Consider the following 23,110-nt stretch of genomic DNA (forward strand, 5'->3'; position numbering starts at 1 on the left):
CCCCTTTTCTAGGCCAAAGCGGGCAATACCGCGTCAGGCACTTCGGCCTCGATCAGATCGGCCACCCGATCGAGGCAGGTGCCGCATCCGGTGCCGGCGCCGCACTCGTCACCGACGGCGTCCTCGGTGTGCGCACCAGCGCGGATGACCCGCCGGATCTCACACTCCCGTACGCGGGCGCAGATGCAGACATACACGCTTGTGCTCCTCGCTTAGCCTTACCTAAGCAAGGGTCGCCTAAGTTCTCCCGGAAAACAAGCCCTGAGCAGCTATTTCACTGTCCTGGATGGGTCGGGTGTACTGGACAAATGGCGCGGGCGGCGCAGCCCGGCAGCTTTCAGGCGGGCCACGATCTCCTTGCCGGTCACCCTGGTGGCGCCGAGCCACACGGCTCGTCGCGCCATTTCCACCGGTACGTCGTAGTGATCGCGCTCGAACCCCCTTCTCGGTGCGCCCAGCAGCTCGGCGAACGCATGCAGCTCGGCCACCGAGACGTCACTGATCAGATGGGCCCAGAGGCGGCCGTGCGCGGGCCACCGCGGCGTGTCGATGTAGAGCACGACCACTAGCCTGCCAAACATGGATCTGCTGCACGAGCTTCGCGCCGCACTGCCCCATGAGGGCGGTGTGCTTACCGACCCGGACCTCCTGCGTTCGTACGAGCACGACGAAGCCGACCTGTGCGCCTACGGGACCCCGGCGGTCGTCGTGCGTCCCAGAACCACGGGCCAGGTCTCCGCCGTCCTCCGCGCGGCGACCCGCCACCGCATCCCCGTCATCCCGCAGGGCGCCCGCTCCGGCCTCGCCGGCGGCGCCAACGCCATCGACGGCGCGATCGTGCTGTCCCTCGTCGCGATGAACGAGATCATCGACATCGACGCCGCCAACCGCGTCGCCGTCGTCCAGCCCGGCGTCGTCAACGCCCAGCTGCGCCGCGCCGTGGCCGACCAGGGCCTCTACTACCCGCCCGACCCGGGCTCCTGGGAGCAGTCCACCATCGGCGGCAACGTCTCCACCGACGCCGGCGGCATGTGCTGCGTCAAGTACGGCGTCACCAGCGACCACGTCATCGGCCTCGAGGTCGTCCTGGCCAGCGGCGAGGTCCTCAACTGCGGCCGCCGCACCGCCAAGGGCGTCGCCGGCTACGACCTGACCAGCCTCTTCGTCGGCTCCGAGGGCACCCTCGGCGTCATCACCGAGGTCACGGTCAAGCTCCGCCCGGCGCCGGCGTCCTCGCTCACCCTCGTCGCCGTCTTCGACACCCTGCCCGCCGCGGGCGCCGCCGTCTCCTCCGTGATCGCCTCCGGCCTCCAGCCCAGCATGCTGGAGGTCATCGACCGGGTCGCCCTCGGCGCGATCGAGGCGTACCGCCCCATGGACCTGCCCACGTCCGCCGCCGCCCTGCTCATGGCCGCCGTCGACTCCGGCTCCAGGGCACCCGACGACCTCGCGGCGATCGAGGCGCTGTGCCGCCAGGCCCAGGCGGTCGACATCCATGTCGCTACCGACACGGCCGAGGCCGAGGCCCTGCTGACCGCCCGCCGCCTCGCCCACCCCGCACTGGAGCAGTTCGCCGCGCGCCTCTACCCGGCGGGCGGCGGCGTCATGGTCGACGACGTCGCCGTCCCCCGCACCCGCCTCGTCGAGCTCATCGAAGGCATCGAGGGCATCGCCGCCACCCACGGCGTGGTCGTCGCCACCGTCGGCCACGCCGGCGACGGCAACCTCCACCCGATCATCGTGATCGACCGCTCCGACCCCGCCAGCCTGGCCCGCGGCCAGAAGGTCTTCGACGCCATCATGGCCCTCGGCCTGTCCCTCGGCGGCACCTCCACCGGCGAGCACGGCGTCGGCCTGCTCAAACGCGACTGGCTGGCCCGCGAGATCGGCCCCACCGGCCTGAAGGCCCACCGCTCCATCAAGGCCGCCCTCGACCCGGACAACATCCTCAACCCCGGCAAGATCTTCTGACGTTCTTCAGGCCTCCTCGGGCACGGGTCTCTTGGGCCCCGGTCCCTTGCGCTCGGTGCCCGCCAGTGCGGTGGCGATGGTGGCGTGCACCGCTTCGGCCGTCGGCGGGTCGGCGCGGCGGTCGGCGTACATGAGATGCCCTGTGCCGATGAGGACGGCGGCGAGAGTGTCGACGTCGGTGTCCGGGGCGATCCGGCCGACCTCGCGCTCCGCGGCCAGGTAGGCGGCGATCTGCGCCGCGGCCTCCGTCAGGATCGGCAGACCCGTGGGCCAGGTCTGCCGCAGCCTGGCGCGCAGCTCGTCCCGGAACGTGATCAGCGGCAGGATGCTCACGGCTACCGACGTGAGCAGCGCTTCCAGCGCCGTGGTGACGTTGCCTGCGACGGTGCCCGTGCCCGCTCTCAGGCTTTCGCCCCGTGTCTTCACCCTGCCGGCGTGGTCGTGGACCAGCTCGACGAGCAGGTCGTCGAAGTCCTTGAAGTGCCGGTGCAGGACGCCCTTCGCGCAGCCGGCCTCCGCGGTGACCACGGTCGCCCTCACCGCTCGCCGCCTGTGACCCCGTAACCACCAGCGCATCACCATGACCGCATGCCGCGACCGGTCGTGTTCCTCAAAGGCTGTGCCCTGCCTGCGCCATCACGCCGACGGGCTCAGCGAGGCCACGAAACGCTGCCCCGGCACCCCGAGCTGTGCCACAAGGGGTGCGCCGGGCGGCAACCCTCACAGGCGCCGTGCAGCTCAGCGTCCTTGTGTGGAACCGGCCTCCTTTGCCGCTTGCTCGAGGCGGTCATAGTGGCTCTTCCACCAGGCGCTGTCCGCCGGTGGGAGGTTGTCGTCGGGCCGGCGCAGGCCGGCTGCGCCGTCGATGAGCTCGCGGACGATGTCGGCGTGGCCCGCGTGACGGTCGGTTTCCGCGATCATGTGGATCAGGATGCGGTGCAGGGTGACCTCGCGGTGCTCGGGTGACCACCACGGCACGTGGCCGACGGCGTCGAGCGGCAGGGCCTCGATCGTCGCGTCGGAGTGGGCCCAGACCCGGCGATACAGGTCGGTGATCTGCTCCCGGGTCTCCTCGGGCGTGGCCCACATGTCGGCATTCGGCTCCGCGCCCTCGTCGATCCACGGCACCGGCTCCTCGAACGGCCGGCCGAACGTCGCGCCGAAATAGCCCGACTCGACGCTTGCCACGTGCTTGACCAGGCCGAGCAGGTTGGTGCCCGTCGGCACCATGGGACGGCGGACGTCATACTCCGACAGGCCGTCCAGCTTCCACAGCAAGGTGTCGCGGCCGGACTGCAGATACCGGCGAAGGTCCGCTTTCGTCATGCCCGCAGCATGCCACCCAGGTATGACAAAAATCAGGGCCGGTCTCCCGTGTGGAAGACCGGCCCTGGACGCTGTCGGGGTAGCCGGATTTGAACCGACGGCCTCTTCGTCCCGAACGAAGCGCGCTACCAAGCTGCGCTATACCCCGAGCGTGCCGGGTAATCGTAGCCCACACCCGGCAGCGCTCCAACTCGGCATCCCCTGTGGCGTCAGAGAGCCTTGAGGAAGGTGCTCACATTCGTCTCGTAGGCAGCGGGGTCGAGGTTCCAGCTGCGGCAGTGACCTGCTTCTCGGGTCTCGACGAGCCGTACCGACGCAGACGCCGCGGCAAGGGCGACGGTCGGCTGCGGGGCGACGGTGCGGTCGTCGTGGTCGACGAAGAGCAGCGTCGGGACGTCGAGGCGCACGTCGCTGTAGTCGAGCTCGGTGGACCGGACGCCCAGGCGGTGCTGGATCAGTTTGAGGGCGGTCCAGGTCCACAGGGGCGGCACGTTGAGCTGCCGGGCGTTCATCCGCAGCGTGGCGGTCCAGTCGACGACGGGACAGTCCAGGACGACCCCGCGCACGAATCCGCCGTGCCGCCAGGAGCGCAGCAGGTTGAGGATCGCCGCGCCGCCCATGGACCAGCCGTACAGGATGACCTGGCGGGCACCGGCGGTGCGGGCGTAGTCGATCGCTGACAGGACGTCACGCCACTCGGTGTGGCCGAGGTGGAAGCGGGCGTCCGGGCTGGGGAACGCCTCGGGGTCGTTGCGGTAGGTGACGACGAGGGTGCTGTGACCGGACGCGGCGAGCGTCGGCAGGATGCGCAGGGCCTCGCCGCGCGGGGCGCCCCGGCCGTGGACCGCGATGATCCACGTGTCGTCGGCCGGCCCGCTCGCCGGTGGCACCAGCCACGCCGGACAGTCGCCGAGCTCGGCCGGGACCTGCACCTCCTCGAAAGGAAGCCCACGGGCGGACATGGGGTCGCCCTCATAGACATAGCCGGTGGTGTACCCCTTGAGCCCGCCCGTCAGGGTGCCACGCGTGACGCTGGTGATCTCCCGGGTCACGCTGGCGCGGTCCGTGCCGATGACGGGCCCGAGGATCGCGTGACCGGCGGGCCACACGAAGGCCAGGGGCATCGACCTCGACGTGTCCGGGGTGCGGGTCAGCGTGATGCGGTTGCCGGCGTACGCCCGCACGCGCACCGGCCACGCGCGCACGGCATTCGCGTTGAGGACCTGGCCGGCGAGGAACCACCCGGCGCCCGCGGTGCCGGTCGGCAGCAGCACGGCCAGACCGGCGGCACCCGCCACGCCGGCGTAGGCGGCCCTGCGCGGCCATTTGCGCACCGCTGGTACACCAGCGGCGGCGGCGGACGTGGAGGTCAACGCGGGACGAGAGTCAGGATCGACGCCTCCGGCGGGCAGGCGAACCGGACCGGCGCCGTCGGGTGGGTGCCGAGACCGGCGGACACGTGCAGGAACGCGGACGAGAACGGCCACCGGTGCAGCCCCTTCGCCATCCGCCGGTCGAGGCCGCAGTTGGTGACCAGCGCCCCGAAGAACGGCAGCGCGACCTGGCCGCCGTGGGTGTGACCGGCCAGCAGCAGGTCGAAGCCGTCGTCGGCCATCCGGTCCAGGATCCGGGGCTCGGGGGAGTGCGTGAGGCCGACGCGCACGTCGACGTCGGGCGAGGCGGACCCGGCGACGCTGTCGTAGTCGTCGCGGCCGACGTGCGGGTCGTCGACGCCGATCAGCTCGACGGTGCGGCCGCCCGCCTTGATCGTCGTGCGGGCGTTGTTGAGGTCGGCCCAGCCGGAGCCCGTGAGCACGTCGCGCAGCTCCTCGGTGGGCAGGACGGCACCCTGCACATACGGCTTGTCACGGTCGAAATAGCCGAGCGGGTTCTTCAGCACCGGGCCGCGGTAGTCGTTGCTGCCGAAGACGAAGGCGCCCGGCCGGTCCAGGAGGGGGGTCAGCGCACGCACGACAGCGGGAACGGCGTCGACGTGCGCCATGTTGTCGCCGGTGACCACGACGAGGTCAGGGTCGGTGCCGGCCAGCTCCGCGATCCAGCGCTGCTTGCGATGCTGCCCCGGCGTCAGGTGGAAGTCGCTGAGATGCAGAATCCGCAGCGGCTCCGCGTCCGGAGCGAGCACCGGCACGTCAAACCTGCGCAGCGTGAACATGTTGCGCTCGACCAGCGAGGCATAGGCAAATGTGGCGGCACCGGCCGCAACGGCACCGACGGCGAGTCGCCGGACAGTCTTCGAGCGCATCCTTTGAGCGTACAGCCGCCTTTTACAACGGATTTTGTGTCGGGGGTCGCCGATAGACTGCGTTTCATGTTGAAGGAGCGTCTGGAGTCCGACTTGCGCGTGGCCATGAAGGCCCGCGACGAGTTGGTGACCTCGACCCTGCGGATGGCGATCACCGCGGTGCGCAACGCCGAGGTCGCCGGCAAGGCCGCCCGCGAGCTGTCCGACGAGGAGATCCTCTCGGTGCTCACCAAGGAGGCGAAGAAGCGCCGCGAGGCCGCCGAAGCCTTCGCCGACGCCGGCCGCGAGGCGCAGGCAGCGAAGGAGCGGGCCGAGGAGGAGGTGCTCGCGGGCTACCTGCCCGCTCAGCTCTCCGACGAGGACCTCGCCGGCATCGTCCGCGACGCGCTCGCGGGTGCGGGGCTGAGCGGGATGGCCAGCATGGGCCAGGCGATGAAGGCCGCCCAGGGCGCCGTCGCCGGCAGGGCCGAGGGCGGCCGGGTCGCGGCCGAGGTCCGCGCCCAGCTCGCCAAGGGCTGACCGACCCGCCGCGTGCGCTGCTCGGGCGTGCGCTGCTCGGGCGTGCGCTGCTCGGGCGTGCGCTGCTCGGGCGTGCGCAGCTCGGAGGCGTTCGCCGTCGCCGGCTACGTCGAGGACACCGGCATCCCTCGCCTGGGCGGGCGTTGCTCGGGCTGTGTCCTGCCCCGCGCTCCGCGCGGCTCGCGGGTTATGGAGGCCGCGTGATCGCGGCAATGAGGGCCTGGGCGGCGTGGTGGATCGTGGCGCGTTCGGCGTAGCGGGTGCCAGGGCCGTATCGGTTGCAGCGACGTTCCGCGACGTTGCGTCTCCGGTCGTGGGCCGTCCGCCGTTGCTGCTCTTGGCGGCGCGGCGGGCGGTCTGGTTGCCGTGTTCCGGGGACGCCGCAGTGGTGCAACGCCTGGCGGCGTGTGGTCAGCGCGTCCGGCCTGCCGCGAGGCGTATCCGGCCGGGCGGGTCGACGGCGCTGCGGTCCAGCGTCCGGCACCGCTGCGGGGATTGTGTCGACAACCCGGTGGATCGCTGGGGTCAGGACAACACCGATCCACCGGGTTGTCGTGGGTAAAAAAGTGAAACGGCCGCCCCGGGGCAGCCGCTTCACTTTGTGGTGCTGGGGTGGGTCAGCAGACCCAGGGGAGCGGGCAGTTCGTGTCGTCGCGGATGCCGTTGCCGGTGCCGGGGACGGTGCCCAGGTACGGCGGGGCGGGGTTGCCCGGCCCCTTGCTGATGACCAGGGAGACCTGGCCGCCCTTGACCGTGGCGCCGCCCGGTTCGGTGCGGGCGACCGTGCCCGCCGGGCAGGTCGAGGCGACCTGCGCGCTGGAGACCGTGACGGTGAAGCCGGCGCGGGTGATGCGGCTGCGGGCCTGGTCGACCGGGGCGCACTTGACGGAGGGGATCTCCACCAGTTTGCCCATGGACCTGTCCTTGGTCGGGGCCGTGAACTGGACCACCGGCTTGCCGGTGAGGCCGTCCTTGAGCGTGCCCAGGGTCGCGTAGTTGATCTGGGGGTGCTTCATGTCCTTGTTCGTCTCGGGCCAGTCGGGGTCGGTGAGGAAGCCGCCGACCGCGAGCTGCTTGGTCATCGCGACGAACGTGGCGCTCTTCTCCGAGTCGGTCGTGCCGGACTTGCCGGCGACCGGGCGGCCGACGTACTTGCGGGCGTAGCCCGCGGTGGCGCCGCCGCACTTGCCGGTGGCGGACTGGTCGCCGACCGGGCAGCGGGCCATGTCGACGGCCGCGCGGGCGACCTCCTTGTCGACGACCTGCTTGCACTTCGGGTCGAGCCCTTCGACCTTCTTGCCGCTGTTGTCACGGACCTCGAGGATCGGGGTCGGCTCGCAGTACAGGCCGTCCGCCGCGAGCGTGCCGTAGGCGTTGGCCAGCTGCAGCGGCGTGGTGGCGCTGACGCCGAGGGTGAAGGCCCCCCACTGCTTCGAGGCCGGATAGGAGGCGTAGTCGGCGTCTTCCTTGGCGTTGAACTGGATGCCCAGGCGCTTCGCGACGTCGACGACCTTGTCGGCGCCGACCTGCTGCTCCAGCGGCACGAAGTACGTGTTGATGGAGCTGCCGAACGCGGTCCACATGTTGTACGGACCGGACTGGCCGCCGGCGTTCTTCGGGCAGTACCAGGGGCCGTTGCAGGCCGCCGGGCTGCTCGGGTTGATCCTGAAGGTCGACTGGAACTGCTTCTCGGTGTTGATCGTCGTCGCCAGGGGCAGGCCCGACTCCAGCGCCGCCACCGCGGTGAACATCTTGAACGTCGAGCCGGCCTGGTAGCCGGGGATGTCCTTGTCGCCGGTGATGATCGGCACCGTGGTGTTGGGGTAGTTGCCCTTCTGCCCCTTCTTGTCGGGGTTGGTGTTGGGCTGGTTCTTGCTGTTGTCGTTGCTGAACGTGCGGTTGGTCGCGATCGCGGTGACCCGGCCCGTGCCCGGCTCCACCGCGGCCAGCATGATCGCGTTCTGGTTGCCGAGCCTGATCTTCTCGTTCTTGCCGACGTTCGGTTGGTCGACCGCGTACTTGGCGGCCGCCGTCTGGGTGTTGATGTCGAGGGCGGAGATGACCGTGTAGCCGCCGGCGCGCAGCCGGTTGGCGCGCTGGTACTGGTCCTCGCCGAAGGTCTTCTGGTCCAGCCACCAGCGGCGCAGGTAGTCGCAGTAGAAGCCGGCGCCCAGTGCGGGTTGCTGCACGGACTCGCAGCCCTCCGGCGTGCGCTTGCCGACGATCTTCAGCTCCGCCTTGCCGGCCTCTTCGGCCTGCTGCTGGTTGATGTAGCCCATCGAGACCATCTGGTTCAGCACGTACTTCTGCCGGTCCAGGGCGCGGGGCAGGCCCTCGGCGGTCGCCGGGTCGCTCGTGCCGGGCGCCTTGACCAGGCCGGCGATGAGTGCCGCCTCGGCCAGCGTCAGGTCCTTCGGGTCCTTCTCGAAGTAGACGTGCGCGGCGGCGAAGATGCCGTAGGAGCCGTGCCCGTACGCCGCGATGTTGAGATACCGCTCCAGGATCTGGTCCTTGTTGAGCTTCTTCTCCAGGTCGATCGCGTACTTCATCTCGCGCAGCTTGCGCGTCGGGGTCTTGTCGGTGGCGTCCACGACGTCCTGCGGCGTCTTGGCCGAGTAGGAGATCGCCTGCCGCACATACTGCATCGTGAGGGTCGAGGCGCCCTGCTCGGTGCTGCCGCCCGCGTTCTGGTTGGCGACGAACGCGCGCGCCACACCCTTCACGTCGACACCGGCGTGCTTGTAGAAGCGGTTGTCCTCGGCGGCCACGATCGCCTGACGCATGACCTCGGCCACGTCGGTCAGGGGGACGTCACGCCGGTTCTCGTCGTACATCATCGCCAGCAGCGTCTTGCCGTCGGATGCGTAGACATAACTGATCTGCGGCGACGGGAGCACATCGATGTCCGTCGGCAGGTTCTCAAATGTGTCGGCGCCGGCCTTCGCGGCGAGGCCCGACATCGCGACCGCGGGGAATGCGGCCGCAGCGACCACCAAGCCCGCGAGCAGCCCACACAGCAGGAGCGATGCTGCGTTGGGCAGCAGGCCGTGTTCGCGTTTGCGCATCCAGGTCACTTCCTCAGACTACGGGACGGCGTCATGAGGCCGCGTCCAGATGCTGGCGGCCTCGTTGTCCTAGACGCGTGACACCGGGCGTGAGGTTGACCCGTAGCCGAGTCTGATACACGGATCACGGGGGTGCAGGCATTTTGGGCAAATCACACCCGGTCGTGACGCGGCGGTAGCACGCTCCACCCTTTGGTGGATCGCCAAAGTGGCGGTTAACCTGGTGCAACAACGTTGCGTAACTGGACGACTACAGAGCATGATGTTCCGGAAAGCTCCTCTCGGGGTTCCCGTGGCCGGGGACCCTCCTGTCACGCCGGGTAGCCCGGCGAACTGCATCCAAAAGCCATGGGGGGACATGGTTTGGGTGCTATTCGCTGGGGCAAGCACGGCGGATGGACCCGGGGGGAGTCCAAGGGGGGAAGAGGAAATATGAGCATGGTCGTCGACTGGCCCAGCATCGCCGCGTGTCGCAATGGCGACCCGGACGCTTTGTTCGTCCAGGGTGCCGAGCAGAACGTGGCGAAGCGGATCTGCCGGAGCTGCCCCGTGCGGTACGAGTGTCTGGCAGACGCCCTCGACAACCGGATCGAGTTCGGAGTCTGGGGCGGCATGACCGAGCGCGAGCGCCGTGCGTTGCTGCGCCGTCACCCGCAGGTGCCCAGCTGGCGCAAGATGTTCGAGGCCGCCATGGATCGTAACGAGAAGGAACCCACCAAGGAGCTCGTTCCGACCGGCTGAGGCAACCGCGTCAGAACGAATTTCCGATCGCACGCAGCCCGTCGAGGTCATGGACGTCGGCGGGCTGCGCCGGGATCTTCACGACCGGCACCCCGGGGTGGGCGCGCAGGAAGCGGCCGGACACTGCCGCCTGCCGATCCCGTTGGTCCGCGAGTTCCGCGTGTACCCGCAGCACCTCCGCCGTCGCGGAGTGGCCGCCGACCTCGTCGAGCCGCTCAGCGGCAGCGCGGGCCTCGTCGGCCGGAAGGGCGGCGGGCACCGAAACCACCCGATTGAGCACCAGTCCCGCCAGGGGCATCCGATCGGCGGCGAGCCGCCCGGCGAAATACACGGCCTCCCGGACCGCGTCCGGCTCCGGGGCCGCCACCACCAGGAACGCCGTCTCGGGCGCCTGGAGCACCCGGTAGGTCTGCTCGGCCCGCTCCCGGAAGCCGCCGAACATCGAGTCCAGCGCGCCGACGAACCCCGACAGGTCGGTCAGCAGCTGCGCCCCGAGGATCTTCGTCACGGTGCGGCTGAAGAGGCCGAACGACGCCGACACCAGGTTGAACACGCTGCGCCCACCGGCGCGGGCCGGGGCGAGCAGCAGCCGCAGCATCTTGCCGTCGAGGAAGCGGGACAGCCGGGCCGGCGCGTCCAGGAAGTCCAGCGCGGAGCGCGACGGCGGCGTGTCGACCACGATCAGGTCCCACTCGTCGCGGGCCCGCAGCTGGCCCAGCTTCTCCATCGCCATGTATTCCTGCGTGCCGGAGAACGTCGAGCTCATGGCCTGGTAGAAGGGGTTGGCGAAGATCTCCTCGGCGCGCTTCGGGTCGGTGTGCTCCAGCACGACCTCGTCGAAGGTGCGCTTCATGTCCAGCATCATGGCCTGCAGCTCGGCCGAGTCCGGCTGCAGTCCCTTGACCAGCCGTGGCGTGTTGTCCAGCTCGGTCAGGCCCAGCGCCTGCGCCAGCCGGCGGGCCGGGTCGATGGTGAGCACCACCGTGCGCCTGTTGTGCCGCTCGGCGGCTCGCACCGCGAGGGCCGCCGCGGTCGTGGTCTTGCCGACCCCGCCGGAGCCGCAGCAGACGACGATGCGGATCGCCGGGTCGGCGAGGATCGCGTCGACGTCGAGCTTGGGAGTCCCCACCTAGCGAGCGTATCCGCTAGGTGCTCGGGCCGGCCGAGGTGAGCAAGAGATCACCGAGTGACTCCAGCGCGTCGGGCGTGACGCCGCCGGGCAGCACCGGCAGCTCCACCACCGGCCGGCCGAGTCCTTGCAGGTCGGCGCGCAGCGACGCCTCCGCGGCGACCCTGGTCTGATATGCCTTCGCCTCGCCGGCCAGCCCCGCGAGGGTCTCCTTGTCGGCGGTGATCCCCGCCGCGGTCAGCCCCCGGCGCAGGTCCGCCTGGGTCACCTTCGCCCCGGCGAGCACCGGCGGCCGGGTCGCGTTGACGATCACCGTGCCGATCGGGATGCCGAGCCTGGTGAGATCGTCGATCGAGTCGGCGGTCTCCTGGACCGGCATCTCCTCCAGGAGGGTGACCACGTGCACCGCGGTCATCGGCGAGCGCAGGATCGCCGCGACGCCCTCGCTCTGCGTCTTGATCGGCCCGACCTTCGCCAGGCGGGCCGTCTCGGCGGTCACATTGAGGAAGCGGCCGATCCGGCCGGTCGGCGGCGCGTCGAGCACGACCGCGTCATAGACCCGGCGGCCGTCGACGGTGCGCGTCACCGCCTCCTTGATCTTGCCGGTCAGCAGGACGTCACGCAGGCCGGGCGCGACGGTCGTGGCGAAGTCGACAGCGCCGACCTTGCGCAGCGCCCGGCCGGCCACGCCCAGCCGGTAGAACATCTCCAGGTATTCCAGGAGCGCCTCTTCGGCGTCGACGGCCAGCGCGCGGACCTCGCCGCCACCGCTCGCCGCGGCGATCCGCAGCTCCTGATACGGCAGCGGGTCGCGGTCGAAGAGCTGCGCGATGCCCTGCCGCGCCTCGACCTCGATGAGCAGCGTGCGCCTGCCGTCCCGGGCGAGCGCCAGGGCCAGGGCGCCGGCGACCGTGGTCTTGCCGGTGCCGCCCTTGCCGGTTACGACATGAAGACGGGCGGGCCAGCCCATGTTTCCCGCTCGGCTGCCCCGCCCGTCCTGAGACTCGCGCGTTGTCACTCCTCGACGCTACAGGGCGCCGTCCATGACTACCCGGCAGTGATCTCGCACACCCACCAGCCGTTGTCGTTCGTCGCGAGGAACTTGTACTTCGTCTCCGCGACCTTCTCGTCACTCGTGGCGACCTTGATCGCGACGTTCAGCGTCGCCGCGGAGGTGTCCTGCTTCTCCACCGTCGGCGCGGGCCAGGTGTACGTCGGGCTGCTGAGGCCGGCGTCGTACTTCTTGATCTCGTCGACCCGGGCGGCGAGCTTGTTCTTGTCCCGCGACGACGCGCACACGTACTTGAGCGCGTCGGTGGTGCTCTTGTCCTTGTAGACGGCCTTGAGGAACCCGTTGACCGCGTCGACCGCGCTCGCCTGGCCCTTGCCCTGGTTGCCCTTGCTGACGAAATACGCCGCCGCGCCGCCGCCACCGCACAGGACCAGCGCCACCGCGAGGACGATCAGGGTGATCATCAGGCCGCGCTTCTTCGGCGGCTGCTGGGGCTGCTGATAGCCGGGCTGGTAGCCACCCGCATACGGGTCGGCCGGGAACCCGGAGGTCGGCTGGCCGGGGAACCCGCTCGTCGGCTGGCCCGGGAACCCGCTCGTGGGCTGGCCGGGGAAGCCGCTGGTCGGCTGCTGCTGCAGCGGGCCGGTCGGGAACTGCCCGGTCGGCTGCGGACCGGTCGGGAAGGCGCCCGTCGGCGGATACTGCTGCGGCTGCTGCGGGAAGCCCTGCTGCGGATACTGCGAGGGGTCCGGCTGCCCGTACTGCGGGGGCTGCTGCCCGTACTGCGCCGGGTCGGGCTGCTGAGGCGGGTAGCTCGCCTGAGGGAACGGCGGCTGGATCGGCACCGCATACGGCTGGCCGGACATCGGAGGAGCGGACGTCGGCGGGGCCGAGGTGGGCGGTGCGAACGGGTCCTGCGGTGCCGGCGCGGGCGGCCAGCCCTGTCCCGGAGGAGTCTGCGGTGCCTGTCCCGGCGCGGCGTAAGGGTCGCCTGGCTGGCCCTGATATTCGGGCTGCCCAGGGTACTGGGGCGGTTGCGTCATATCTCCACCTCGTGTGCGACGGCCGGTCCGCCGGCGGTCCGGCTCCCGGGACCCGTGCGGCGCGGCCCTTAGGGTAGCCGCCGCGCGCTTGCCTTGGGGGGCCCGATCCGGTCGGTGCGCACCGGACGACCGATAGTCTCGCGTCATGCAGAAATGGGAGTACCTGACCGCGCCGCTGCTGGTCCACAACACGAAACTGATCCTGGACAACTTCGGCGAGGACGGCTGGGAGCTCGTGGCGATCGTGCCCGGCCTCAACCCGGAGAACCTCGTGGCCTACTTCAAGCGGCCGAAGGCGGCCTGACGTGGGCAGTGAGGTGTTCGCCAGGCTGGAGGAGCTGGGGCTGACGATCCCGCCGGTCGTGCCGCCGGTGGCCGCCTACGTGCCGGCCCTGCGGACCGGCAACTACGTCTACGTCTCGGGCCAGCTGCCGATGGTCGACGGCAAGCTCGCCGCCACCGGCCTGGTCGGCGGCGACGTGACCCCGGAGCAGGCCAAGGGCCTCGCCCGCCAGGCCGGGATCAACGTGCTCGCCGCCGTGCACGCCCTGGTCGGGCTCGACAAGGTCGTGCGGGTGGTCAAGATCGTCGGGTTCGTCGCGTCGGCACCGGGCTTCACCGGCCAGCCGGGCGTCGTCAACGGCGCCAGCGAGCTCTTCGGCGAGCTCTTCGGCGAGGCGGGCAGGCACGCCCGCAGCGCCGTCGGCGTCTCCGCCCTGCCGCTCAACACCCCCGTCGAGGTCGAAGCGATCGTCGAGGTCGCATAAGGCACGGTGCGGTCGCCCGGCCGGTGCGGACAGCGCGGGTTCCAGCGCGGGTTCCATGGCCGGTCGGGTGACGTGTCGAGCGATCCGGCCCGCCGTACGATCACTTCGTGGTAAGCCACGTCACCGCCCCGACCGCCGAGGTCCTCACGACGTTGCCCGACTGGGTGACGCTCGTCCGCGCGCCCAACCCGGGACCGATGACGCTCGACGGCACCAACACCTGGCTCCTGCGGGCGCCGGGTGGCGGCGTCGTCGTCGTCGACCCGGGCCCGCTGGACGAAGGCCACCTGCGCGCGGTCGCCGGGCACGCCCCGGTCGCGGCCATCATCCTGACGCACAGTCATATCGACCACACGGAAGGTGTGCCGCGCCTCGCCGAGCTCACCGGCGCGCCGGTGCATCAGCCACCGGTACACGCGACGCTGGACGTGGACGGGGTCCTGGTCGAACCCGTCGTCACGCCCGGGCACACCGCCGACTCCGTCTGCTTCGCCGCGCGGCACGGCGAGCAGCGGGTCCTGCTGACCGGCGACACGATCCTCGGCCGCGGCACCACGATCGTGGCCTGGCCCGACGGCGACCTGGGCGACTATCTGAGCAGCCTGGGTCGCCTCGCCACCTTCGAGGGGGTGCCGGCCCTGCCCGGGCACGGCCCGGCGCTCACCGACACCGCCGTCGCCGCCCGCTTCTACCGACAGCACCGCGAGGCGCGCCTCGCGCAGGTCCGCGAGGCCCTGGCCGCGGGCGCCACCGAGCCGGCCGAGGTCGTCGCCCGCGTGTACGCCGATGTGGACCGCAACCTCTGGGAAGCCGCCGAGTGGTCGGTGCGCGCACAACTTGCCTACCTGAGTCGGGAATCACATCCACCCCACTTAGGGTTGGACGCAACGTGACGTGTTCGGTGTGCGGGACCGTGGCCGTTCCAGGTGCGCGGTTCTGCCACCATTGCGGCTCGGCGCTGCCGGCCGCCGCCACCCTCCCCGCCGCCGAGCGGCGGATCGTGACAGTGCTCTTCGGCGACCTGTCGGACTTCACCGCCTGGTCGGAGGACCTCGACCCCGAGCGGGTCGGCGCCGTCACCGACCGGGTCCTCGCCGCCCTCGCCGGCGCGGTCAAGACCTTCGGCGGGCACGTCGACAAGCTCACCGGCGACGGGATCATGGCCGTCTTCGGGGCCCCCGTCGCGCACGAGGACGACGCCGAGCGGGCCGTGCGCGCCGCGCTGTCCATGCAGCGGGCGGTCCGCCGGGTCCTCGACGACGAGCGCGGCGGCGGCGCACCCCTCGGGCTGCGCATCGGCCTCAACACGGGCACCGTCGTCGCGGGGGTGCAGGCGGGCATCGAATACACCGTGATCGGCGACACCGTGAACACGGCGGCGCGACTCGCCGACGCCGCCGCGATCGGTGCCGTCTACGCGGGCGACCGCACCTCCGCGACCACCCGGCGGCTCGCCTCGTGGCGCGCGCTGCGGCCGCTGCGCCTGAAGGGCAAACGGGAGCCGGTCGAGGCGTTCGAGCTGCTCGGCCTGCTCGACGCGCCCGGCACCCGCTCCGGCCTCGGCGACGAGGCACCGTTCGTCGGCCGGGAGGCCGAGCTCGCCCGCGTCTCCGGCCGCCTCGCCGAGATCGCCGACCGGCAGGAGACCCGCGTCCTGGTCTTCACCGGCGAGGCCGGGCTGGGCAAGTCCCGGCTCGCCGGCGAGATCGAGCGCTTCGCGGCCGGCTACCTCGGCGGTGCCGGCTACACGCCCAGCGTCGGCTTCGCCCCCGGCGGCGGCGCCCGTGTGCTGTCGGTGCACTGCGCCGCGTTCGGCGAGCGCCGCCGGCTCGCGCCCCTCGCCGACCTGGTCCGCGCCGCGATCGGCCTGCCGCCGGACGCGACGAACCTCACCCGCGAGGCGGTCGAGGAGCGGCTGCGCCGCCTCGCCCAGCGGCTGGCCCGCGCCGCCCGTGGCCGTCCCGAGCCGCCGCGCTTCGCCACCGACCTGCTGCTGAGCCTGATCGGCTACTCAGACTCGTCCGCCGAGGCGTCCTGGGTCGCGCCCGGTGCCAAGCCCGACGAGCTCGACCTGCACGCAGTGCCCAACGCGGTCGCCGAGCTGCTGTCCGGGATGGCCGCCGAGACGCCGCTCGTGGTCATCGTCGACGACCTGCACGACGCGACCGCCGACACCGTCGACGCGCTCGTCGCCGCCGTCGAGCGGATCACCGGCCCGGTCCTGATCGTGCTGCTCGGCCGGCCCGAGCTGGTCCGCTCCGCCGGCGTCCTGACCCGCGTCCCCGACGCCGAGCTGGTGCCGATCCCGCCGCTGCGGGGCGCCGACGCGGCCCGGCTGCTCAGCGCGTATCTCGGTGGCGGGCGGCTCGCCGCGCCCGACGAGGACCGGCTCCTCGCGACCGCGCAGGGCAACCCGTTCTACCTTGCCGAGCTGGTCACGCTGCTGCAGGAGCGAGGTGCGCTGAGCACCGTGCCCGGCAGCGACCCCGTCGGCTGGCGGCTCACCCCCGGCTCCTTGGGCGGCCGGCTGCTGTCGCGCGACCTGGCCGCGGTCCTCGCCGCCCGTATCGACGCGCTGCCAGCCGACACCCGCGCCGTGCTGCGCGACGCGGCCGTCATCGGCGACACCGTGCCCAGCCGGGCACTGGAGGCGCTGCGCTTCAACCCGCCCGGCCAGCCGGCCCGGCCCGCCGTCGTCGCCGCCGTCGAGCTGGAGCGCGCCGTCGAGGAGCTGCTCCAGCGGCGCATGCTGCGGCGCGCCCGCGGCGGCTACGCGTTCGCCACGCCGCTGCTGCGCGAGGCCGCCTACGCCGGCATCGGCAAGGCCGACCTCGCCGAGCGGCACGCCGCCCTGTCCCGCTGGGCGGCCGCGTCGGTCGCCGCCCACCACGGCGGCGGCAACAGCGCCGGCACCGTCACCGGCATCAACATGACCACCGGCGCCGCCGACGCGTTCATCGCCGAGCACGCCGAGCGCGCCTCCCGCCTCGCCGACGTCGTCGGGCTGCGCCCCGACTCCCTCGCTCGCTCCGCCGCGCCGCTCGGCGTGCAGGCACTCGGCCGGGCCGCCCGCGAGGCCCTCGCCACCGGCGAGCCCGCCCAGGCCGCGCAGGCCGCCGACCGGGCCGCCGCGCTCGGCGGCGGTGTCGTGCCGGCCGGCGACCGGCTCGTGCACGCCCGGGCGCTGCTGCAGCTCGGCCGGGTGCCCGAGGCCCTCGCCAGCGCCGAGAAGATCACTTTGAACGGGCCCGACGACCCGGCCGTCCGGGTGGGCGCCCTCCTCGTCGCCGGCCGCGCCTACCGGGCCACCGGCGACCAGCGCCGCAGCTACCAGACGCTGAGCGACGCCCTGGACGCCGCGACCGAGGCCCGCCTCACGTACGAGCGCGGCGACGCCATGCGCCGGCTGGGCATGGCCGACTTCCTCGAGGGCCGCCTCGCCGAGGCCGGCGGGCGCTTCGCCGAGTCCTTCCAGATCGCGGTCAGCTCCGGCGACCGCCGCGCGCAGGCCTGGTCCCTGCAGCACCTGGCCTGGGTCACCACCACCCGTGGCGACTTCGCCGGCGCGGACGCGGCGCTCGGCCGGGCCGCCCGCCGCTTCGCCGAGCTCGGCGACCCCGTCGGCCGGGCCTGGCTGCGCGGCACCACCGCCTTCGTGCGGCTGCTCGCCGGCCGGCTCGGCGAGGCCAGGCGCCTCGCGAAGGCGTTCCTGCCGTTCGGCGAGCGGGTCGGCGACGCCTGGGCCGTCGGCACGCTGCGCGCGGTCGAGGCGTTCGCGGCCGCGGAGAGCGGCGACCTGGCCGACGCCGACCGGGAGGCGCGCCGGGCCTACCGCGACTTCGCCGCCGCCGGCGACGACTGGGGCCGCGGGCTCGCCCTCGTCGTGCGGGGCGTGGTCGCCCGCGAGCTCGCCGAGCCCGCGCACGCCTACGACCTGCTCACCGACGCCACCGAGTACGGCGAAAGGACCGGCCACCCGCTGCTCATCGGCATGTCGCGGACGATGCGCGGCTTCGTCAGCCTCGACCGCGGTGACGCCGCGGCCGCCGAGGACGACGCCAGGGCCGTGCTCCAGGTCGTCGAGACCCATGACGTGCTGGAAGCGGCGAAGGTCGCGCCCCGGGTCCTCTTCGGCCTGGCCCGCCAGGCGCAGGGCGACCTGGAGGCGGCCCTGGAGGTGCTCGGCTGCGTGGCCGCCGAGCGCCCGGGACCGTCGGTGATGTTCTCCCGCCGGCACGCGGTCGCGGCCTACGCCGGTGCGCTGCTCGCCGCCGGCCGCCAGGTCGAGGCCCTCGACTGGGCCCGCCAGGCGCAGACCCTGCCCGGCGAGGACGTCCGCAGCCGCGTCTACGCCGCCCGCGTCCTCGCCGATACCCTGGAGGCCAACGGCCAGTGCGACGAGGCCGCGGTCGTGACCGCCGCCCTCGCCACCTCCTGAGGACACGTTGTGGCCGATGCGTGACGGCGAATGTCCGGAGGCTGTCGTACCGTTCTAGCCGTGACCGCAGCCGCACCCCTGCCCACGGTGCCCGGTATGACCGGGTTGACCGTCTTCGCGCGCGGCGGCTACGCGACCGTCTACCGGGCGACCCAGGAATCGGTCGGCCGCGAGGTCGCCGTCAAGGTGGAGCATCGCACGCTGGAGACCGAGCGCGACCGCCGCCGCTTCCTGCGCGAGGCCCGCGCCGCCGGGCGGATGTCCAGCCACCCGCACGTGGTCGACCTGTTCGACGCCGGCGTGACCGACCTCGGCCACCCGTATCTGATCATGGAGCTGTGCGACGGCTCCTACGCCGAGCGGATGAAGGACTCGCCGCTCAGCCCGTCCGAGGCGCGCGACGTCGGGTTCAAGATCGCCGACGCGCTCGCCGACGCGCACGCGCTCGGGGTGCTGCACCGCGACGTCAAGCCGGCCAACATCCTGTTCAGCCGGTTCGGTGAGCCGGCGCTCGCCGACTTCGGGCTGGCCATCCTCGCCGAGTGGCGCGACGAGTCGATGACGCTCGACACGCTCACCCCGGCATACGCGCCGCCGGAGACGTTCCGGCAGTCGCCGCCGGCGGGTTCCGCCGACGTGTATGCGCTGTGCGCCACCCTGTATGCGCTGATGCGGGGCCGCCCGCCGCGCTGGCGTGACGACCAGGCGCCGAGCCTGCTGTCGCTGGTCGACATGTTCAACGAGCAGATCCCCGACCTGCCCGGCTGCCCCGAGAGCCTGATGGCGGTGCTGCGCGCCGGCATGGCCAACGACGAGACCACCCGCCCGTCCGCGATCGAGCTCCGCGACCTGCTGATCGGCCTGCGCCTGGAGCCCGTCCGACCGGTGGTCGTGCCCCCGCTCGGCTCGCCGCCGGTCGAGCCGGTCTTCACGTCGAAGGCGGAGCCCGCGCCGGCGAAGCCGGACCGCATCCTCGCCTCCCCGTTCATGGGCGGCGGCGACCAGGAGCAGACGGTCCAGCAGGCGGCGTGGCTGGCCGGCGGCCCCCCGCCCGTCGACCCGCCCGAGGGTGGCGTCGTGCTGGACACGCCGACCCCGCCGCCGGGCGCCCGCCGGTTCATCATGATCGCCGCCGCAGTCCTGCTCCTCGTGGTGGCCCTGGCCGGCGCCGGCATCGCCTACAACCTCAGCGCCGGGCCCGCCGTGACCCCCAGCCCGACCCCGGCGAACAGCCCGAGCGCCGCCCCGACGACAGAGAAGGGCACGGCCTGCCCGCCGGGCGCCCCGAAGGCGGCCCGCTGCTCGCAGACCCTCGAGTGCTTCGACGCCGGCAAGCAGCCGGCCGACTGCGGCGGGTCGCACGTCTGGGAGGTGTTCGCCTCCGGCGACCTCGCCAAGGGCACCCAGGTGAAGGCCGCCAGGGACAGCGCCGTGGTCGGCGAGGTGTGTAGCAAGAAGACGCTGCTGCTGGTGTACCTGCCGGCGGTCAGCTGGTCGATCGACGTGCTGCTGCCCGGCCTGGACGAGCAGCGGGCGGGCCCGACGACGTTCCGCTGCCTGGCCGGCAACCCGCCGAACGCGTTCACCGGCCCGCAGCTGAAGCGTCCGTAGGTCAGTAGGACTTCTCCTGACCCAGCAGGTGCTGGGCGACGAAGTTGAGGATCATCTCGCGGGAGACCGGCGCGATCCGCCCTGCCCGGGTGGCGCCCAGCAGCGTCGCGACGCCGTATTCGGTGGTCATGCCGTTGCCGCCGTGCGCCTGGATCGCGGTGTCCACGGCGAGCGCCGAGGCCTCCGCCGACGCGTACTTCGCCATGTTCGCGTTGACGCCCGCCTCCAGGTCACGCCCGGCGTCATACAGCGCGGCGGCCTTGGCCACCATCAGCCGGGCCAGCTCGACCTGGATGTGCGCGTGCGCCATCGGGTGCGCGACGCCCTGATGGCTGCCGATCGTCCGCCCCCAGATCGAGCGGCTGGCGGTGTACGTGGAGGCCCGCCCGAGCGCATACCGGGCGGTCCCGCACGCCATCGCCGCGACCGTGATCCGCTCCGGGTTCAGACCGGAGAACAGCGCCGGCAGCCCCGCCTCCGGGTCCTCGCCGATCAGGGTGCCGGCCGGGACCCGTACCTCGTCGAAGAAGAGCAGGAACTGGTTCTCCGGCGACACGATCTCCATGTCCAGCTTGGACGCGGTCAGCCCGGGGGTGTCGGTGGGCACCAGGAACAGCGCCGGCTTCAGCTTGCCGGTGCGCTCGTCGGCCATCCGGGCCACCACCACGACCTGCGAGCACTCGTCGAAGCCGGAGATGTACACCTTGCGGCCGGTGATCACGTAGTCGTCGCCGTCGCGGCGGGCCACAGTGGACAGCTTGTGGAAGTTGGAGCCGGCGTCGGGCTCGGTGATGGCGAAGCAGACCTTGCGGGTGCCGTCGGCGAAGCCGGGCAGCCAGCGCTCCCGCTGCGCCTGCGTCCCGTGCCGGGCGACGATCGTGGCCGCGATGGCGGGCGAGACCACGAGCAGCAGCAGCGGCGCGCCGGCCGCGGCCAGCTCCTCGCAGACGATCGCGAGCTCGGTGATGCCGCCGCCGCCACCGCCGAACTCCTCGGGCACGCTGACGCCGAGGTAGCCGAGCTTGGCCGCCTCGTCCCACAGCTCGTCGGAGTGCTCGCCGGCCTTCGCCTTGCGCACGAAGTACCCGTGCCCGTAGCGCTTGCCGAGCTTCGCCACCGCGTCGCGGAGATCCTGCTGTTCGGATGTGTAGTCGAAGTCCATGAGGGGTGGGCTCCAATCAGAAAGGTGAACTACGCCGGGGTGAGCACCGCCAGCAGCGCTCCCGACTCGACCTGCGAGCCGGCCGCGACCCGAAGGTCGCTGATGACCCCGTCGGTGGGGGCGTGGACGGGGTGTTCGAGCTTCATCGCCTCGACGGTCAGCAGCAGCTCGCCGGCGGCGACCCGCTGGCCGGGCACGACGAGGACCCGGCCGACCGCGCCGGGCAGCGGCGCGACCAGGGAACCTTCGGGCTGCTCGGCGATCGGCAGCGGGTAGCGGGGGAGCTCGGTCAGCGTCACCGAGCCTTCGGAGCTGTCCACGTAGGACACCGGGCCGGCCGCGGCGACCGCGAACTGCAGGCGCACCCCGGCGACGTCGAGCACGACCTGCTCGGCGGTGGCCGACAGGATCTCCACGGGCGGGTGGTCCGGCGCGCCGGCCGGGTCGAGCGCGGCACCGGGCAGCCCCACGTCGTCGGGGTCGACGCGGCGCACCGCCCAGGCCGCCAGGTCGTTGAGGCGGTCCAGCCGGTAGCCGACCTCGATCGTGCCGGTCGGACCCTCGTACACCACCGTCTGCAGCGCACTGGGGACGTTGCGCCATCCGGAGGGCAGCCCTGGCAGCGTGGCGGTCTTGGCCCGCCTCGCGGCGCCGGACAGCGCCGCCGCCAGGCACGACAGGCGCACCGCGTCCACCGACGACAGCAGCGGCGCGAACACCTCGGGGTGCCGGTCCAGGAACCCGGTGTCGGTGCCGCCGGACAGGAACGCCGAGTGCCGCAGCACCCGCACCAGCAGGTCCCGGTTGGTGGTGACGCCGTGGAAGCGGGCCCGCGCGAGCGCGTTGGACAGCATGCGGGCGGCCTCGGCGCGGGTCGGCGCCCAGGCGATCAGCTTGGCGAGCATCGGGTCGTAGTGCACGCCGACCACGGAGCCGTCCGCGACCCCGGAGTCCAGGCGCAGCCCCGGCGCGGGCAGCGGGGCGAACGAGTGCGCGACGCCGGGCACCTCGAAGCGGTGCAGCGTGCCGGTCGAGGGCATCCAGGCGTAGGCGGGGTCCTCGGCGTACAGGCGGACCTCGATCGCGTGCCCGCGCAGCGGCGGCGGGCCGTTGAACGGCAGCGGGCCGCCCTCGGCGACGACGAGCTGCAGGCGCACCAGGTCGACGCCGACCACGCACTCGGTGACGGGGTGCTCGACCTGCAGGCGGGTGTTCATCTCCAGGAAGAAGAACTCGCCGGACGGCGCGAGGAGGAACTCGACCGTGCCGGCGCCCACGTAGGACACCGCGCGGGCCGCCGCGACCGCCGCCTGGCAGAGCCGGTCCCGCAGCTGCGGGTCCACGGCCGGCGACGGCGTCTCCTCGACGATCTTCTGGTGGCGGCGCTGGATGGAGCACTCCCGCTCGCCGAGCGTCACGACGTTGCCGTGCGCATCGGCCATGATCTGGACCTCGATGTGGCGGGCGCGTTCGACGTACCGCTCGCAGAACACGGTCCCGTCGCCGAACGCCGACGCCGCCTCGCGCCGCGCGGCCGCGACCGCCTCGGCGAGGGACTCGCGGTCCCGGACGATGCGCATGCCCCGGCCGCCGCCGCCCGCGGACGCCTTGACCAGCACCGGGAACGTCTCGACCTGCTCGGGCTCGAGCGCGGTCGGCAGCATCGGCACGCCCACGTCGGCCAGCAGCGCCTTCGCCTCGATCTTCGAGCCCATCAGCGCGATCGCCTTCGGCGACGGCCCGACCCAGGTGAGCCCGGCGTCGATGACGGCCCGCGCGAAGTCGGCGTTCTCCGACAGGAACCCGTAGCCGGGGTGCACGGCGTCGGCGCCGCACTTGCGGGCCGCCGCGATGAGCAGGTCGCCGCGCAGGTACGTGGCGGTCGGCGCGTTGCCGGGCAGGTGCACGGCGTAGTCGGCCTCGGCGACGTGCGGTGCGTCGGCGTCGGAGTCGGAGTAGACGGCGACCGTCTCGACGCCCATCGCCCGGCAGGTGGCGAACACCCGCCTGGCGATCTCGCCGCGGTTGGCGACAAGTAGCCTGCGAATCACGGCTGGTCCTTT

Annotated in this window: 19 protein-coding genes, 1 tRNA gene and 1 pseudogene; 8 read left to right on the plus strand and 13 right to left on the minus strand. The window is 72.3% G+C overall.

Translation table 11 applies throughout. The features are described from left to right. Window positions 1-8: 8 nt before the first annotated feature. Both ABZS58_RS24820 and ABZS58_RS24825 read right to left on the minus strand, forming a co-directional pair. On the minus strand, window positions 9-197 hold the full coding sequence (locus tag ABZS58_RS24820; protein WP_354785262.1) for a (2Fe-2S)-binding protein: 189 nt from the start codon (window positions 195-197) through the stop codon (window positions 9-11). 72 nt (window positions 198-269) lie between these two features. Continuing rightward, window positions 270-560, minus strand: coding sequence for a DUF4031 domain-containing protein (locus ABZS58_RS24825; protein WP_354785264.1), 291 nt, complete (start codon window positions 558-560; stop codon window positions 270-272). A 19-nt stretch (window positions 561-579) separates the two neighbouring features. On the opposite strand from ABZS58_RS24825, the gene ABZS58_RS24830 reads away from it, so the two are divergent. Further along, entirely contained in the window at window positions 580-1,971 is a 1,392-nt protein-coding gene (locus ABZS58_RS24830) for an FAD-linked oxidase C-terminal domain-containing protein (protein ID WP_354785266.1), read from the plus strand. A gap of 6 nt (window positions 1,972-1,977) precedes the next feature. On the opposite strand, the gene ABZS58_RS24835 is transcribed toward ABZS58_RS24830, so the two are convergent. The 5 genes from ABZS58_RS24835 to ABZS58_RS24855 all read right to left on the minus strand — a co-directional run bounded on the left by ABZS58_RS24835 (window position 1,978) and on the right by ABZS58_RS24855 (window position 5,560). Next, window positions 1,978-2,511 carry a TetR/AcrR family transcriptional regulator gene (locus tag ABZS58_RS24835; protein ID WP_354785268.1) on the minus strand — a complete coding sequence of 178 codons (534 nt, stop codon included), beginning with the start codon at window positions 2,509-2,511 and terminating at the stop codon, window positions 1,978-1,980. A gap of 198 nt (window positions 2,512-2,709) precedes the next feature. Further along, window positions 2,710-3,297: a DinB family protein gene (locus ABZS58_RS24840; protein ID WP_354785270.1), complete on the minus strand. Its 588-nt coding sequence runs from the start codon at window positions 3,295-3,297 to the stop codon at window positions 2,710-2,712. 74 nt (window positions 3,298-3,371) lie between these two features. Further along, window positions 3,372-3,445: transfer RNA gene (locus ABZS58_RS24845), tRNA-Pro, on the minus strand. A gap of 61 nt (window positions 3,446-3,506) precedes the next feature. Further along, window positions 3,507-4,670 (minus strand): alpha/beta fold hydrolase, encoded by a 1,164-nt coding sequence (locus ABZS58_RS24850; RefSeq protein ID WP_354785272.1) that lies wholly within the window; start codon window positions 4,668-4,670, stop codon window positions 3,507-3,509. Continuing rightward, window positions 4,667-5,560: a metallophosphoesterase gene (locus tag ABZS58_RS24855; RefSeq protein ID WP_354785274.1), complete on the minus strand. Its 894-nt coding sequence runs from the start codon at window positions 5,558-5,560 to the stop codon at window positions 4,667-4,669. The genes ABZS58_RS24850 and ABZS58_RS24855 overlap by 4 nt, the downstream gene beginning before the upstream one ends. A 66-nt stretch (window positions 5,561-5,626) precedes the next feature. Here ABZS58_RS24855 and ABZS58_RS24860 point away from each other — a divergent pair, with 66 nt between their 5' ends. Next, window positions 5,627-6,079 carry a GatB/YqeY domain-containing protein gene (locus ABZS58_RS24860; RefSeq protein WP_354785276.1) on the plus strand — a complete coding sequence of 151 codons (453 nt, stop codon included), beginning with the start codon at window positions 5,627-5,629 and terminating at the stop codon, window positions 6,077-6,079. 617 nt (window positions 6,080-6,696) lie between these two features. Here the strand turns inward: ABZS58_RS24860 and ABZS58_RS24865 are convergent. Beyond that, entirely contained in the window at window positions 6,697-9,144 is a 2,448-nt protein-coding gene (locus ABZS58_RS24865; RefSeq protein WP_354785278.1) for a transglycosylase domain-containing protein, read from the minus strand. A gap of 432 nt (window positions 9,145-9,576) precedes the next feature. Here ABZS58_RS24865 and ABZS58_RS24870 point away from each other — a divergent pair, with 432 nt between their 5' ends. After that, window positions 9,577-9,885, plus strand: a complete 309-nt coding sequence (locus tag ABZS58_RS24870) for a WhiB family transcriptional regulator (RefSeq protein WP_354785280.1) — start codon at window positions 9,577-9,579, stop codon at window positions 9,883-9,885. Window positions 9,886-9,895: 10 nt separating this feature from the next. On the opposite strand, the gene ABZS58_RS24875 is transcribed toward ABZS58_RS24870, so the two are convergent. The 3 genes from ABZS58_RS24875 to ABZS58_RS24885 all read right to left on the minus strand — a co-directional run bounded on the left by ABZS58_RS24875 (window position 9,896) and on the right by ABZS58_RS24885 (window position 12,892). Next, the gene (locus ABZS58_RS24875; protein ID WP_354785282.1) at window positions 9,896-11,014 is read right to left on the minus strand and encodes an ArsA-related P-loop ATPase; all 1,119 of its coding nucleotides are present in this window, start codon (window positions 11,012-11,014) and stop codon (window positions 9,896-9,898) included. A gap of 16 nt (window positions 11,015-11,030) precedes the next feature. Continuing rightward, window positions 11,031-11,984, minus strand: coding sequence for an ArsA-related P-loop ATPase (locus tag ABZS58_RS24880; RefSeq protein WP_354785284.1), 954 nt, complete (start codon window positions 11,982-11,984; stop codon window positions 11,031-11,033). Window positions 11,985-12,061: 77 nt separating this feature from the next. Further along, the gene (locus ABZS58_RS24885) at window positions 12,062-12,892 is read right to left on the minus strand and encodes a hypothetical protein (protein WP_354785286.1); all 831 of its coding nucleotides are present in this window, start codon (window positions 12,890-12,892) and stop codon (window positions 12,062-12,064) included. Window positions 12,893-13,214: 322 nt separating this feature from the next. Here ABZS58_RS24885 and ABZS58_RS24890 point away from each other — a divergent pair, with 322 nt between their 5' ends. From ABZS58_RS24890 to ABZS58_RS24910, 5 genes and pseudogenes are all read left to right on the plus strand, one after another. Beyond that, window positions 13,215-13,373 carry a hypothetical protein gene (locus tag ABZS58_RS24890; protein ID WP_354785288.1) on the plus strand — a complete coding sequence of 53 codons (159 nt, stop codon included), beginning with the start codon at window positions 13,215-13,217 and terminating at the stop codon, window positions 13,371-13,373. A gap of 1 nt (window position 13,374) precedes the next feature. Further along, entirely contained in the window at window positions 13,375-13,836 is a 462-nt protein-coding gene (locus ABZS58_RS24895) for a RidA family protein (protein ID WP_354785290.1), read from the plus strand. A 107-nt stretch (window positions 13,837-13,943) separates the two neighbouring features. After that, window positions 13,944-14,729, plus strand: coding sequence for an MBL fold metallo-hydrolase (locus ABZS58_RS24900; protein ID WP_354785292.1), 786 nt, complete (start codon window positions 13,944-13,946; stop codon window positions 14,727-14,729). Beyond that, window positions 14,726-18,226: pseudogene (locus tag ABZS58_RS24905) on the plus strand (adenylate/guanylate cyclase domain-containing protein); the annotation flags it as partial. The gene ABZS58_RS24900 and the pseudogene ABZS58_RS24905, both read left to right, overlap by 4 nt. Window positions 18,227-18,304: 78 nt before the next feature. Beyond that, a complete protein-coding gene (locus ABZS58_RS24910; RefSeq protein WP_354785294.1) occupies window positions 18,305-19,885 on the plus strand; it encodes a serine/threonine-protein kinase in 1,581 nt (526 codons plus the stop codon). A 1-nt stretch (window position 19,886) separates the two neighbouring features. On the opposite strand, the gene ABZS58_RS24915 is transcribed toward ABZS58_RS24910, so the two are convergent. Both ABZS58_RS24915 and ABZS58_RS24920 read right to left on the minus strand, forming a co-directional pair. After that, the gene (locus tag ABZS58_RS24915; protein ID WP_354785296.1) at window positions 19,887-21,047 is read right to left on the minus strand and encodes an acyl-CoA dehydrogenase; all 1,161 of its coding nucleotides are present in this window, start codon (window positions 21,045-21,047) and stop codon (window positions 19,887-19,889) included. Window positions 21,048-21,076: 29 nt separating this feature from the next. Continuing rightward, window positions 21,077-23,098, minus strand: a complete 2,022-nt coding sequence (locus ABZS58_RS24920; protein WP_354785298.1) for a biotin carboxylase N-terminal domain-containing protein — start codon at window positions 23,096-23,098, stop codon at window positions 21,077-21,079. Between the last annotated feature and the right edge of the window lie 12 nt (window positions 23,099-23,110).

This window comes from Dactylosporangium sp. NPDC005555 (assembly GCF_040605635.1).
Taxonomy (GTDB): domain Bacteria; phylum Actinomycetota; class Actinomycetes; order Mycobacteriales; family Micromonosporaceae; genus Dactylosporangium.

Excerpts from the sequence above, each read along its gene's own strand:
- ABZS58_RS24830 (WP_354785266.1), top strand. The coding sequence starts at position 580 with ATGGATCTGCTGCACGAGCTTCGCGCCGCACTGCCCCATGAGGGCGGT.
- ABZS58_RS24840 (WP_354785270.1), bottom strand. The coding sequence starts at position 3,297 with ATGACGAAAGCGGACCTTCGCCGGTATCTGCAGTCCGGCCGCGACACC.
- ABZS58_RS24855 (WP_354785274.1), bottom strand. The coding sequence starts at position 5,560 with ATGCGCTCGAAGACTGTCCGGCGACTCGCCGTCGGTGCCGTTGCGGCC.
- ABZS58_RS24860 (WP_354785276.1), top strand. The coding sequence starts at position 5,627 with ATGTTGAAGGAGCGTCTGGAGTCCGACTTGCGCGTGGCCATGAAGGCC.
- ABZS58_RS24865 (WP_354785278.1), bottom strand. The coding sequence starts at position 9,144 with ATGCGCAAACGCGAACACGGCCTGCTGCCCAACGCAGCATCGCTCCTG.
- ABZS58_RS24870 (WP_354785280.1), top strand. The coding sequence starts at position 9,577 with ATGAGCATGGTCGTCGACTGGCCCAGCATCGCCGCGTGTCGCAATGGC.
- ABZS58_RS24880 (WP_354785284.1), bottom strand. The coding sequence starts at position 11,984 with ATGGGCTGGCCCGCCCGTCTTCATGTCGTAACCGGCAAGGGCGGCACC.
- ABZS58_RS24885 (WP_354785286.1), bottom strand. The coding sequence starts at position 12,892 with ATGTCCGGCCAGCCGTATGCGGTGCCGATCCAGCCGCCGTTCCCTCAG.
- ABZS58_RS24890 (WP_354785288.1), top strand. The coding sequence starts at position 13,215 with ATGCAGAAATGGGAGTACCTGACCGCGCCGCTGCTGGTCCACAACACG.
- ABZS58_RS24910 (WP_354785294.1), top strand. The coding sequence starts at position 18,305 with ATGTCCGGAGGCTGTCGTACCGTTCTAGCCGTGACCGCAGCCGCACCC.
- ABZS58_RS24915 (WP_354785296.1), bottom strand. The coding sequence starts at position 21,047 with ATGGACTTCGACTACACATCCGAACAGCAGGATCTCCGCGACGCGGTG.